This window comes from Lederbergia citrea, assembly GCF_018343525.1.
Classification (GTDB): Bacteria; Bacillota; Bacilli; order Bacillales; family Bacillaceae_C; genus Lederbergia; species Lederbergia citrea.
In genome coordinates this window covers 492609-506836 of record NZ_JAGYPH010000002.1, presented here as the reverse complement: position 1 = coordinate 506836, position 14228 = coordinate 492609, and the positions used below count along the sequence as shown (strand labels likewise).

General features: G+C 41.4%; 11 protein-coding genes. 1 reads left to right on the top strand and 10 read right to left on the bottom strand.

Going from position 1 to position 14228, the window contains the following annotated elements; genetic code table 11:
• Window positions 1-161: 161 nt before the first annotated feature.
• The 3 genes from murA to KHA88_RS11565 form a co-directional block, all read right to left on the bottom strand.
• Entirely contained in the window at window positions 162-1448 is a 1287-nt protein-coding gene (gene murA, locus KHA88_RS11575; protein WP_213098453.1) for a UDP-N-acetylglucosamine 1-carboxyvinyltransferase, read from the bottom strand.
• A 207-nt stretch (window positions 1449-1655) separates the two neighbouring features.
• A complete protein-coding gene (locus KHA88_RS11570; protein WP_213098454.1) occupies window positions 1656-2519 on the bottom strand; it encodes a class II fructose-bisphosphate aldolase in 864 nt (287 codons plus the stop codon).
• 200 nt (window positions 2520-2719) lie between these two features.
• Window positions 2720-3094, bottom strand: coding sequence for a response regulator (locus KHA88_RS11565; protein ID WP_213098455.1), 375 nt, complete (start codon window positions 3092-3094; stop codon window positions 2720-2722).
• Window positions 3095-3320: 226 nt separating this feature from the next.
• On the opposite strand from KHA88_RS11565, the gene KHA88_RS11560 reads away from it, so the two are divergent.
• Window positions 3321-3839, top strand: coding sequence for a DUF2529 domain-containing protein (locus KHA88_RS11560; protein ID WP_213121998.1), 519 nt, complete (start codon window positions 3321-3323; stop codon window positions 3837-3839).
• A 196-nt stretch (window positions 3840-4035) separates the two neighbouring features.
• Here KHA88_RS11560 and pyrG read toward each other — a convergent pair whose 3' ends face one another.
• The 7 genes from pyrG to icmF form a co-directional block, all read right to left on the bottom strand.
• Window positions 4036-5634, bottom strand: coding sequence for a CTP synthase (gene pyrG / locus KHA88_RS11555; RefSeq protein ID WP_213121997.1), 1599 nt, complete (start codon window positions 5632-5634; stop codon window positions 4036-4038).
• 177 nt (window positions 5635-5811) lie between these two features.
• Window positions 5812-6366, bottom strand: a complete 555-nt coding sequence (gene rpoE, locus KHA88_RS11550; protein ID WP_213098458.1) for a DNA-directed RNA polymerase subunit delta — start codon at window positions 6364-6366, stop codon at window positions 5812-5814.
• Window positions 6367-6714: 348 nt separating this feature from the next.
• On the bottom strand, window positions 6715-7455 hold the full coding sequence (locus KHA88_RS11545; RefSeq protein WP_213121996.1) for an ABC transporter ATP-binding protein: 741 nt from the start codon (window positions 7453-7455) through the stop codon (window positions 6715-6717).
• 1 nt (window position 7456) lies between these two features.
• Window positions 7457-9088 carry an ABC transporter permease gene (locus KHA88_RS11540; protein WP_213098460.1) on the bottom strand — a complete coding sequence of 544 codons (1632 nt, stop codon included), beginning with the start codon at window positions 9086-9088 and terminating at the stop codon, window positions 7457-7459.
• Between the two features lie 165 nt (window positions 9089-9253).
• Complete coding sequence (locus tag KHA88_RS11535) at window positions 9254-10288, bottom strand: Fe(3+) ABC transporter substrate-binding protein (protein WP_430413712.1); 1035 nt, start codon at window positions 10286-10288, stop codon at window positions 9254-9256.
• 379 nt (window positions 10289-10667) lie between these two features.
• Window positions 10668-10895, bottom strand: coding sequence for a hypothetical protein (locus tag KHA88_RS11530; RefSeq protein ID WP_213098965.1), 228 nt, complete (start codon window positions 10893-10895; stop codon window positions 10668-10670).
• Window positions 10896-10979: 84 nt separating this feature from the next.
• Window positions 10980-14228: a fused isobutyryl-CoA mutase/GTPase IcmF gene (gene icmF, locus KHA88_RS11525; protein WP_213121994.1), complete on the bottom strand. Its 3249-nt coding sequence runs from the start codon at window positions 14226-14228 to the stop codon at window positions 10980-10982.

Genomic DNA, 14228 nt, shown 5'->3' with positions numbered 1-14228 from the left:
AGGAGGGAATGGGTTGATAGCAATTTACTTGGAAGAGTATTGAGAGGTTGAAGTTGAAAAGGGCCTCATCCCTATCTATATTTTACATTGAAATTGTATTAGTTGCAAAGGAGAGCCTGTTCGCTTCATGACTCTCCATTCATAGCCGTTTGCAGAAGAATTTATGAGCTTTTTAACTGTTCCATTTCTTCTTCCGTCATTTTTTCCCGCCAAATTGTTGCTCCAAGACCGTTCAGCTTGTCCACTAAATCACTGTAACCCCGATCAATATGCTCAAGGCCAGCCACTTCGGTGATCCCTTCTGCAAGCAATCCAGCAATGACTAGCGCTGCACCTGCACGTAAATCGGATGCTTTTACCCGTGCTCCTTGCAATCTTGATGGTCCATTCACAATCGCAGAGCTGCCTTCAACTTTGATATTTGCATTCATTCTGCGTAATTCGTCAATATGCTTGAAACGAGCCGAATATATGGTATCCGTGACGATTGATGAACCGGTAGATCTAGTTAAAAGCACTGTAAAAGGTTGTTGAAGATCGGTTGGGAAACCAGGATAAACGAGAGTCTTAATATCGACTGGCTTGAAGTTGTCATTTTTCCCGATGTAAATTTGATCATCACCTGTTTTAATCGGTACACCCATTTCTCTCAGCTTGGCAATCAAGGATTCAAGATGGTGTGGAATGACATTGTCGATTAATATCCCTTCACCAACAGCCGCCCCAAGTATCATAAACGTTCCAGCTTCAATTCGATCCGGAATAATCGTATGTCGGCACCCTTGCAAACTGTCAACCCCATCAATCCGAATGACATCTGTGCCTGCTCCTTTAATCTTCGCCCCCATATTTGTTAAAAGGGTGGCAACATCAATGATTTCAGGTTCTTTAGCAGCATTTTCGATGATCGTCTGGCCTTTCGCTCTGACAGCAGCAAGCATAATATTAATAGTCGCTCCTACACTCACAACATCCAAATAGATTCGGGCCCCGCGAAGTTCATCTGCACGCAGATAAATCGCACCCTGTTCATTCGTCACTTTGGCTCCAAGTGCTTCAAAGCCTTTAATATGCTGATCAATCGGACGAGGACCAAGATGACAGCCTCCTGGCAAACCAATGACTGCCTTTTTGAATCGTCCAAGCATAGCTCCCATCAAGTAGTAGGAAGCCCTTAATTTCTTAACTTTTCCATTGGGTAGTGGCATTGAAATCATTCTGCTGGGATCGACGGCCATTTCTCCGTTATAAAAAGAGACGTCACCGCCAATTTCTTCGAGCAACGCTTGTAATGTGTGCACATCTGAAATATCGGGAAGGCCTTCAATCGTTACAGGCGATTCAGCTAATATAGTAGCGGGAATCAAGGCAACAGCACTGTTTTTTGCACCGCTTACTTTAATGGTTCCCTTTAACGGATATCCGCCTGCAATTTTAAGCTTTTCCATTCTTGACTTCCTTTCCAGCCCGATTGGATGAATATTCCAAATTGAAATCGGTATTTTACATGTTATTATATACGAATTTTAACGAAACATGTAGAGGATCTGCATTTTTTTAACAACTTTGTATAAAATAAACGGAAACCGCCCGTGTTAATGGGCGGTTTCTCTCTTTATATAATCTTTTCAGCAACGCCCTTTAGAAAAGAATGTTTATGCTTTTCCTGATGAGCCGAATTCACGCATTTTGCCGATAACTGTTTCTTTAATTGCTTCACGTGCTGGACCTAAATATTTACGTGGGTCATACATTTCAGCGTCTGCCGCCAATACTTCACGTACAGCTTTTGCAGATGAAATTTGATTTTCGGTATTTACATTAATTTTCGCTGTTCCAAGGGAAATAGCTCGTTGGATGTCTTTTGTCGGAATGCCTGTCCCACCATGAAGTACAAGAGGTACTCCTGTTAAGTTCATAACTTCTTCCATCCGATCAAATCCAAGATTTGGCTCTCCTTTATATGGTCCGTGTACGGAACCAAGGGCTGGAGCAAAGCAGTCTACTCCCGTTTCTCTAACGAGACGGTCACACTCTTCTGGAATTGCATATGAAGCATCCGCATCATCAACAGACAAATCATCTTCCTGACCACCGATGCGGCCAAGTTCAGCTTCAACAGAAACACCGAAGATATGAGCAAGTTCTACTACTTTCTTCGTAAGTTCAATGTTTTCGTCGAGTGGGAAATGCGATCCGTCAATCATTACCGATGTAAAACCAGCGTCAATTGCTTTCGCACAAGCTTCAAAACTTGATCCGTGATCAAGATGAATAGCTACAGGAACCGTAGTACCATATTCCTCCATTAATGCTTCGACCATTTTGACAACAAACTTGAAGCCACCCATATAACGTGCTGCACCTTCAGATACACCAAGGATTACAGGGGACTTTTCTTCTTCCGCTGCTTGTAAGATCGCTTGAGTAAACTCAAGGTTGTTCAAGTTGAATTGACCAACTGCATATTTTTCCTCTTTTGCTTTATTAAGCATTTCAGTCATGGAAACTAAAGGCATTCTTATTTCCTCCTCCGAGTTAAACTGCACAATGATGTGCATGCTAAATCCTTGACCATTTCTGGACCTGGACCATTATCTTATTCATCATATCAAATTCAGCTTCTCTTTACCAACAAAGAAAGGTTATTTTTTGTTGAAAGAGCCCGGAGGAAAAAGTTGGTTTATGTAAAATAAAAAATCGTTTAAAATATACTTTGCTATGAATCCATTTTGATCGGTAGAAACTCCCTGACAGCCCGACGAATTTCTTCAATATCAAAAGGCTTTGAAAAATGAGCAAGCGCTCCCAAGCTTTTCGCCGCTTCAATCATTGCTAATTCACCATAAGCAGTCATAATGATTACGCGAATATCAGCATTTATTTTCTTCATTTTTTCTAATATCTCTAGACCATCCATACCCGGAATTTTCATATCGAGTAATACAAGATCAGGGGCATGGTCTTTAGTGATTGCGAGCGCTTGAAGTCCATTCGCTGCTTGGAAAATTTGATAGCCTTCTTTTTGCAGTATTTCATTAAGTAATACTCTAATGCCGAACTGGTCATCAACAATCAAGATTTTCTCTTTCATTATATCCCCCTCTTTATGTTAATAATAAAGAACATCCGACTATATTCATAGGGTATTAAGATGTATTTCCAATACATTTTTGCCTTATTTATACTATTCTACATTCGACGGTTTTCTCCTTTAATAAATTGCAAATTATTCTGACATATAAGTTGATATCGCAAACTTTAATTCGCAGCTTGATGCAAGTATAATAGTAGAAATGCGTGAAAAGGAGCGAATATAGATGCAAAAAATGTTTACAACACAATTGACGGGCTTATTTAAACGCATCTTTGAAAATGAAGAATTCCAAATCGAGGATGGGGCTCGGGTTTTGGCACAAGCACCTGTAGGAGAAGGAACTATCTATTTAAAGGGTTTCCAAGAAATGGATGGTGTTGTAATAGAAGCATTAGAAGGAGAGGAACCACTTCGGAGAGCGGAGCGATTAGATGCCGTTTCCGCTTTAACCGGCGCTGATCGGGTCATCATATTCACGAGATTTTCAGACGATGAAGAAGCCGTCTTATTAGGGGAAGAGCTCGCTCGAAAAGAAGTTCCATTTGTTGTGGTTTCAGGTAATAAAAAAGCTGAAGGAAAAAGCTTGGCTGAACTTGCAGATGTTCATATTCATACACATTTGCTTAAGCCGCTTCTTCCAACAGAAGACGGCAATCGAATTGGCTTTCCCTCGTTAATGGCAGCACTGTATATTTATTTTGCTTTGCGGTTTACAGTCGAAGAAATATTGGATGAATATTAGGAAAAGCGGAAGCGCCCGTTTAGCGACGTACAAACTTATAAGGATTCTGACGAGATAAAGGAAACACGGTGAGCCTAAAAGGCGAACCGATGTTGACTTATCGTAGGAAGAAGCCTGAAGTTTGCTAGTCGCTGGGCGAAGGAGCTAGACAATGAATGAAAAAAGGACCGACTCGCGAAGGAGTTGGTCCTTTTCATTATTTATTATTTAATGAAGCCTCAATAAATCCGTAAAATAATGGCTGTGGGCGTGTTGGCCGCGATGTGAATTCAGGATGGAATTGACATGCAACAAACCATGGATGGTCCTCTAATTCAATAATTTCAACGAGATGTCCGTCTGGGCTTGTCCCGGAGAAGATGAATCCAGCGTTTTCCATTTGCTCACGGTACTCGTTATTGAATTCATAACGATGGCGATGACGTTCTTGGACAATGTCTGTTTTGTAAACTTCGTGAGCCTTTGTTCCCGGACGCAATTTACATGGATATAGACCTAAACGCAGTGTTCCTCCGAGATTTTCCACTTCTTCTTGGTCTGGTAAAAGATCGATGACCGGATAATCAGTTACAGGGTTGATTTCCGAAGAGTGAGCTGTTTCGAGACCGAGAACATTACGTGCATATTCTACAGAAGCAAGCTGCATTCCTAGGCAAATGCCGAGAAACGGGATTTTATTTTCACGTGCATATTGGATAGCGGCCATTTTTCCGTCTACGCCTCGATCACCAAAACCACCTGGCACAAGAATTCCGTCAACATCACCGAGTAGTTCCTCCGTGTTTTCTGAAGAAACAAGCTCTGCATTCAGCCATTTGATTTCGATATCAGAATCGAATGAGTAGCCTGCATGCTTTAACGCTTCTACTACTGAGATATAGGCATCTTGCAGCTCAACATATTTTCCTACTAGGGCGATGGTCGTCTTTTTCGTAAGACCTTCCACTTGATCAACAAGCTGTTTCCACTCAGTCATGTCTGCTTCACCGCAAACAAGCTTTAAGTGATTACAAACAATCTGATCTAAATTTTGGTCTTGTAGTGAAAGTGGAATCGAGTAAAGAGTACTCGCATCACCTGCTTCAATCACCGCTTCTTTGTCGATATCACAAAACAACGCAATTTTATCTTTCATATCTTGAGAAATTGGCATTTCCGTACGTACAACGATTACGTTTGGCTGTATTCCAAGGCTACGAAGTTCCTTTACGCTATGTTGTGTTGGCTTTGTTTTCATTTCGCCTGCCGCTTTTATATAAGGAACAAGTGTACAGTGAATATACATCACATTGTCCCGGCCAACATCGTTTTTCATCTGGCGGATCGCTTCAAGAAATGGCAGAGATTCAATATCACCGACAGTGCCGCCGATTTCAGTAATAACGATATCTGCGTTAGTTTTTTCAGCAGCTCGGTAAATCCGATCTTTAATTTCATTTGTAATATGCGGAATGACTTGAACGGTGCCGCCATGATAATCGCCACGACGTTCTTTTTTCAAAACTTCCGAGTATACTTTTCCAGTTGTTACACTGCTGTATTTATTTAAATTAATATCAACAAAACGCTCATAATGGCCAAGGTCAAGGTCTGTTTCCGCTCCATCCTCTGTCACGAATACTTCTCCATGCTGATACGGGCTCATTGTCCCTGGGTCAACATTTATATAAGGATCAAATTTTTGGATGGTGACACTTAATCCACGATTTTTCAAAAGGCGGCCGAGTGATGCGGCAGTGATTCCTTTCCCAAGTGATGATACAACCCCACCGGTTACGAAAATATATTTTGACACAATTTCTTCCTCCTTCTTGGCACTGCTAAGCTTTAATATATATTGTGTTATTCTCTCCTAAAAAAATAAAAAACGCTCCCGCAACAAATGTAAGGGAGCGTGCATATTTTGTCTTCGTCCTTTTTCAAGGAGCCCAATATAAAATATTACATATTCACTTTGGAGAAGTCAAGTGGATTATTCCTCTTCTTCTTCCTCTTCTACTTCCTCGTCAATCTCAACTTCTTCTTCATCTTCTATCTCGTAGGCATCATCTTCGAGTAATTCTTCTTCCTCGAATTCCTCCTCTTCTTCTTCACGGAGTGCCTCGAGGCTTTCTTCTTCTTCCTCGTCTTCTATGAGTTCTTCCGGATCATCAAAATCATCTTCATCGTAGTCAAGATCCTCATCATCAAGATCTTCAATGTCCTCTGCTACCGCTTTTTTCGCCTTTTTCTTCTTTGGCTTAGCAGGAACGAACACTTCTTCATCAATTTGTTCAAATGGATACCATTCACGTAAACCCCAGCGGTTTTCTCCGAGTGATAAAAACCGGCCTTCCACATTCAAATCTGTGTAGAATTGAACCATTCTTGAACGAAGTTCCTCACCCGATATCTCGAGGATACTTGCAATCTCATCAACAAGATCTTTAAATGCAATCGGTTCTCTTTTTTCATCGAAAATATGCTGAGCAACTTCAACGAAAGACATTTGCTTACGTTCTTCTTTGGACAATAGCTGCAAATTCAAAAAAACGCACACCCTTTCAGTCTTGTATAATTAAAAGGCGAACGGAAAAGCGAAAGCGCTAGTCCATTTAAAAGCCTTAGTATTCATATGCAACGGCTAAGTTCTCCACTACTTTATGGTCTCGCCGTTGTGACCTGCATCAAGCAGGTCTAAATCCATACTCAACATTATAAACAAATTGTTTTCATTTATGCCACTGTTTTCCGCTAATATTTATTTGATTTTACGATGTGCGTAATTTTTTGAAAACATACTTATTTTCTAAGGAGGTATCCGGCACCTATCAATTACATAAAGAATGCCCAATCCCTCTAAATGAGATTAGGCTTATCCGTAATTCTCCGTTGCTCAAACGCCGACTAAGACGCGTTGTTCTTGCTGTGCTGATTCATCATTGGGAAGGACTTGCCCGCCTAATAAATCACAAGGTCTGCCAACATTTTTAATCTTACCTTTTTGAATTTTCACGATTCGATCGGCGATTGCGAGCGCATCATTTTCATCATGGGTTACGAAAATTGAAGTGATTTCTGCGTTTTTTAAAATGGCGCGTAAATCTTTTCTGATTTTTAATTGTAATTCCGCATCCAAGTTACTAAATGGCTCATCAAGCAAGATGAGATTTGGATTTGGAGCGATTGCCCTAGCGATGGCTACCCGTTGTTGCTGCCCGCCGCTTAATTGATGAGGATATCGCTTTTCAAAATCGGTTAATTCAACTAATTCCAAAACTTCTCTTAACCGTTTTTTCTTCTCGGCTTTTTTCATATTAAAAAGCCCGAACAAGATGTTTTCAGCTACGGTCATATGAGGAAATAGTGCATAGTCTTGAAATACCATGCCAATCCCGCGTTTTTCTGGTTGAATAAACGTTTTTTTATCAAAGATCACTTTTTCTTGAATGGAAAATAACCCTTCAGTTGGAACTTCCAAGCCAGCTAACAAGCGTAACACTGTGCTTTTTCCACTTCCACTTGGGCCTAATATTGAAATCACTTCACCTTTTTCAATGGTCATTGAAAAACAATCAAGTGCTTTTTCTTTTACGTGCGGATATGAGAAACAAACATTTTCTAAGTTTATAAACATCTTATTGTGGCTCCTTTTCAAGTAGCTTATGAAATACAAAAATGGCTAAAGCGCTGATTCCAACAATAAGTAAAGAAGCATGTGAGGCTTCCATTATTTTCTCATCACTTGCATATTGAAATGCTTTCGTTGATAATGTTTCAAAGTTAAACGGACGAAGAATTAAGGTTAATGGTATTTCTTTTAAAATATCGATAAATACAAGAATAAATCCACTGATGATGGCACCCTTCATCATAGGAATATCAACTTTGAAAAAAGTTTTTGTCAATCCCATCCCGAGCAGTCTTGATGCATCGCGGAAATCGGTGCCAATTTTATCGTACCCCGATTCGATTGAATTATAGCCAATCGCAAAAAAGCGAATGATATAGGCTGAAATCAGCATGACAAGACTGACGCTTAAAAGGAGTGTAGTGCTGATTCCCATTAAATTATAGAGTGGTGCAAGCGACTTATCAATGGCAATAAATGCTGTGACAACAGCGACGGCAATCACCGCACCTGGAATCGAATAGCCAAGGATTGTCAGCTTCGGCAATGTTTTCGCTATTCTCCCGTGCACAAGCCTGCCGAAATTCCCGACAATCAGGGCAAAGAGGATAATGAGTATAGAACTGATGCCTGCTACCATTACAGAGTTTTTAACATGTGTGAGAAAGTCGTAAGCGGGAATTTTACCCCATGTTAATATCAACCAATCAATTAATTGAATGACGGGTATCAAAAACCCTAGACTGAAGATGAACATTCCATACACAGTTGCCCATGCAGCTTTTGCTCCTTTTAGGCGAACTAACGGCAAGGGTCTGATTTTTGTCGTAGAAAAACTATATTGTTTTTTCCCTCTTAGCAATTTTTCGATGACGAGAATAAAAATGACAAGCCCCATCAGTGACGCGGCAAGCTTAATCGACGATTCGATATCTCCGAGTCCAAACCACGTTTGGAAAATCGCTGTACTAAATGTTTGAATTCCGTAATATTTGACAACACCATAATCATTCAAAACTTCCAGTACAACTAAACTTGCACCGCCAATAATGGATACCCTTGAAATGGGCAGAACGACTTTATAGAAAATCTGCCAAGGCCCTCTTCCCATCATGCGGGCACTTTCGATTAGAGAGGCAGATTGCTGTGATAAAAAGATTCTCGTAATGGTGTATACATACGGATATAAAAAGAGTGTGTAAATGAAAATTGCGCCTGGTATATTCATAATGTCAAAATAAGCAGGATTAACCGCGATTTCAAACTGATTTCTGAGCGTCTTTTGAATGACACCCGTATAATTCACAATCCCGTGGTATGTGTAAGCGCCAATAAAAGGCGGAATGGAAAGTGGCAAAATCAGCGCCCATTTCAAAAAATTACGGAGTGGAAACTGATACTGCGCAATTAACCAAGCAAGACTTAGTCCAATCAAAATGGTAAGTATTGCCGTTACACTTACTAGAATAATTGATGTCTGAAGATATTTATATAACACAAATTCCTTAATATGCTCCCAGTTTTCATTTGATGGCGAGAACATACCAGAAACGATGGCCAAATTAGGCAGGAACAACAAAAGTATGATTATCGTCGCCGATATTGTCCAACTGTTCACATTCACCAGAAACCTACGCATCTTTTTCCCCACACTCCGTTAACTCGCAAGAAACCCCTTGTTGCACGGGGCAACAAGGGTTAACTTATTTTATTGTCGGGGTCTATTGTCGGGTCTGACCCCCAGCGCATTAAAGCGTTAACGTGCCGGGGGACAGACCCCTGTTTTGACCCCTGTTTTCTTTTCTTATTTCCATCCAACCTCATTAAAGATCATTATAGCTTTCGCATTGTTATTGCCAAGTACGGAAAGCGGGATGTCTTGTTCTTTAAATTCTCCCCATGATTTCAATAATTCTGCTGGTTCTACTTCCTCATTGACTGGATATTCATAGTTCGCTTCAGCGAAGCTTCCTTGTGCTTCTTTTGCTGATAAGAACTCAAGTAATTTAATTGCATTGTCTTTATTTTTGGCTGTTTTCACAACGCCGGCACCACTCACGTTCACATGTGCACCAGTCGTATCTTGGTTCGGGAAAAATACGCCGAGTTCTTCTGCTACTTTTACTTCTTCAGGATCTTCAGAATTAAGCATTTGGCCGAAGTAATACGTATTCATGATGGCAACATCACCGATTCCGGCGGCAATCGCTTTTGCTTGATCACGATCTCCGCCTTCAGGACTTTGTGCCATGTTTTTGACAATGCCATCTGCCCATTCTTTCGCTTTATCTTCTCCATCCAATTCGATGAATGAAGCTAACAATGATTGATTATACACGCTTTCTGAAGAACGCACTAATATACGGCCTTTCCATTTTGGATCAACAAGGTCTTCATATGTTGATAACTCTTCAGGTTTAACTTTATCTTTATTATAAAGAAGAACACGGGCTCTTTTCGTTAAACCATACCACATTTGGTCTTCATCTTGAAATTTCTTTGGAATTTGCTTATCTAAAACATCGCTTGATACTGGTTGTAAAACACCCGCTTCTTTTGCACGGAATAATCTTCCTGCATCAGCTGTTAAAAAGAGGTCTGCCTGTGATGAGTCACCTTCACGTTTAATTCGCTCTAATAATTCATCTGCCTCACCTTTAATAAGATTGACTTTAATACCAGTTTCCTCTTCAAACTTTTTATAAAGTTCATTATCGACATCATAGTGCCGAGCTGTATAAAGATTAACCACTTTACTTTCAGAAGCAGTCTCCTTATTTTTTGTATTCGTAGATTCTTTCTCATTTGTAGATTGGTTTCCACAAGCTGCAAGAGCCATGACGAAAACGCATATGATAAGTGCTAGTAATTTTCTCAATACTGTTCTCTCCCTTATGTAAAGTTTGCCTTTAAATGAAAACGATTCTCAATATCAATTATATGTATACTGACTTGAATGTCAATAACTTTTCATTAAGAAGTTTACCCAGTGGACAATAACTAATGCGGAAGCGCCTTAATCAGCCCCGACAAGCAAATGTTCTGATCCAAGAAAAGTCCGGTTTTGACTTTTATTGGATCAGGTTATTTGACCTCGAGGGGCTAGGCGCTGGAGCTGGACGACTACTCACTTTCTTGGAACTTATCGACGAAGTATTATTTCATCACTTCAGTTATCAAATAAAAAATCTCGCCGAGAATAGATTGGCGAGATTTCACTATTTTTTCTGTGTATCAATCGGAATGGAAGGAGATTTTTCAAGCTCCTCTTCCTCGGGCAAATGTCCATTTTTATTTATCGGTGAACGAGGAAGGAGACGATACCCAAAATAGAAAAGGACAAACGAGCAAAGCAAAAACGGAATTGCACCGAGCTGTTTCTGATATAGAAAATAGCCGATAGCAAAAACAATGACCGTGCCTAATATACTGAGCCCAATTTTCATATGTCCACTTCCTATCTGTAAAGGGTTTTCTTTATTGTAAACCCAAAGACAAGATTGCGCAAAGGGGCCCAAAAAATGCCATCTTTACATATTCCTCCGGTATTGGCCACCAACTTCATAAAGAGCGTGAGTAATTTGCCCAAGGCTTGCCACTTTTGTCGTTTCCATTAATTCCGAAAAGATGTTTCCTCCGCTCACTGCGGTATCTTTTAAACGCTGCAAAGCCGCTTCCACTTTATTGTGATGTTGTTCTTGGAATGCCCGCAAATTCCGGATTTGTGTTTCCTTCTCCTCTTTTGTCGCCCGGGCGAGTTCAATATTATTCATATCTTCCTCGGAAGGTGGATTCGGATTTAAGTACGTGTTCACTCCGATAATTGGCAGCTTACCTGAATGCTTCAGCATTTCGTAGTACATTGATTCTTCTTGAATTTTCCCACGCTGGTACTGGGTCTCCATCGCCCCCAATACTCCACCGCGGTCATTGAGCCTATCGAATTCTTGTAAAACAGCTTCCTCGACAAGATCCGTCAGCTCCTCGATAATAAACGACCCTTGGAGTGGATTTTCATTTTTTGATAAGCCATGTTCCTTCGTGATAATCATCTGAATCGCCATTGCCCGCCTCACAGATTCTTCTGTCGGTGTCGTAATAGCTTCATCATAAGCATTCGTATGGAGTGAGTTGCAGTTATCTTGTAAGGCCATTAAGGCTTGAAGTGTTGTACGAATGTCATTGAAATCAATTTCCTGTGCATGAAGCGAGCGTCCTGATGTTTGCACATGGTATTTCAGCTTTTGGCTCCGTTCATTTGCACCGTATTTGTCCCGCATCGTTGTTGCCCAAATTCTCCTCGCCACTCTCCCGATCACAGTATATTCCGGATCAAGTCCATTTGAGAAAAAGAACGACAAGTTTGGCGCAAAATCATTAATATCCATACCACGGCTTAAATAATATTCGACATACGTAAAACCATTTGCGAGTGTAAAGGCAAGTTGAGAAATCGGATTGGCGCCGGCTTCTGCAATATGGTAGCCCGAGATCGAAACAGAATAATAGTTTCGGACTTGGTGGTCAATGAAATACTGCTGGATGTCACCCATCATCCGGAGCGCAAATTCGGTTGAAAAAATACAGGTGTTTTGTCCTTGGTCTTCTTTTAAAATATCGGCCTGAACGGTGCCGCGGACAGTTTTCAATGTTTGAGCTTTTACTTCCTCGAATTCTTCAGCAGTGAGTTCCCTGCCTAGTTCGGTTTCTTTCTCCCTTGCCTGCTGGGCAATCGCCGTATTTAAAAACATCGCCAAAATAATCGGTGCCGGACCGTTGATCGTCATCGATACGGATGTAGATGGCGCGCATAGGTCAAAGCCGGCATATAGCTTTTTCATATCCTCAAGCGTACAAATGCTGACGCCACTCTCCCCGACTTTCCCGTAAATATCTGGGCGATGGTCCGGATCTTCACCATATAAAGTGACGGAATCAAAAGCTGTACTCAGGCGCTTCGCATCATCGTCTTTCGATAAATAGTGGAAACGGCGATTCGTTCTTTCAGGTGTCCCTTCGCCGGCAAACTGACGCTTCGGATCTTCCCCTTGTCGTTTAAATGGAAATACGCCCGCGGTAAACGGAAATGAACCAGGTACATTTTCTTTATATACCCACTTTAAAATTTCACCGTAATCCTCGAATTTCGGTAGAGCAACTTTCGGAATTGAGAGTCCCGATAAACTTTTCACGGTCAGTTCCGTCACAATTTCCCGGTCGCGAATTTTCGTTACGAAACGGTCGCCTGCATATTTTTCTTTTGTAGATTGCCATGCAGCTAGCACTTTTTTTGACTCCGAGGTCAGCTCATCTTCCACTTCCCGTTTCAAAGATTCCAATGCTTCTAAAACACTCGCATCTGCTTCCCCTTCTTCAACAGCAGTAATGGCTCCTTCCAGTTGAAAAAGCCGGCGGGCGACTTGCACCTGCTCCTCTGCGTGGTGATGATAACGACGAACCGTATCAGAAATTTCCCGTAAATAATGCTGGCGACTGTTCGGAATGATCACATCTTGCTTTTCAACCATTTCATTTTTCGAAAAAGCAACGGGCCAATCCGCACCCGTTTTTTCATTCAATTTTTCAATGAGGGCTGCAAATAGGGCATTCGTCCCCGGATCATTAAACTGGCTCGCGATGGTTCCGTAAACGGGCATCCCTTCAAGCTCCCTATCAAACAGCATGTGGCTGCGCTGATATTGCTTGCGCACTTGGCTTCTTGCGTCCTCCGAGCCTTTTCGCTCAAATTTATTAATGACAATTAAATCGGCGTAATCAATCATATCGATTTTTTCGAGTTGGGAAGGAGCACCGAATTCACTCGTCATGACATACATGGAAACATCGCTGATCTCGCTTATTTCTGCGTCCCCTTGGCCAATTCCACTCGTTTCAATCACAATCAGATCGAAGCCTGCAGCTTTTACTACGTTGATTGCGTCTTGGATCGCTAAGGAGAGTTCGCTTCTTGAGCCGCGTGTTGCCAAGCTGCGCATATAAACGCGCGAAGAAAAGATTGCATTCATCCGAATTCGGTCGCCTAAAAGCGCACCACCCGTTTTTTGTTTTGTCGGGTCGATGGATAAAATGGCAACTTTTTTCTCAGGAATCTCATTTAAAAATCTCCTGATTAGCTCGTCTGTCAGCGAGCTTTTTCCGGCTCCGCCAGTTCCAGTAATACCAAGCACCGGTGCTGACCCTGCCATTTGTTTTATTTCAGCAGGAAACGGATGATTATCTTCACCTACACGTTTTTCCGCAATCGAGATAAACTTGGCTACTGTGCGAAGATTACCATCCTTCAAATTTTCCAATTCTTCATGGAGCGATTCGGCCGCTGTCGGATAATCACATTCTTCGAGCATGAGATTAATCATTCCTTGAAGGCCTTGCGCACGACCATCATCAGGAGAAAAAATCCGGGCGATGCCGTATTCATGCAATTCCTTAATCTCACGAGGAATAATGACGCCGCCCCCGCCTCCGTAGATCCGAATATGCCCGGCACCTTTTTCAGTAAGCAAGTCATGCATATATTTAAAATACTCGACATGTCCACCTTGATAAGAAGAAATCGCGATTCCTTGAACATCTTCTTGAATCGCCGCGTTGACCACTTCCTCAACAGATCGATTATGGCCAAGATGGATGACTTCCGCACCGCTCGCCTGTAAAATGCGGCGCATAATATTGATGGATGCATCATGGCCGTCAAACAAGCTGGACGCCGTGACGAAACGGACGTGATGTTTTGGTTTATACACTTCAACAGTACTCAT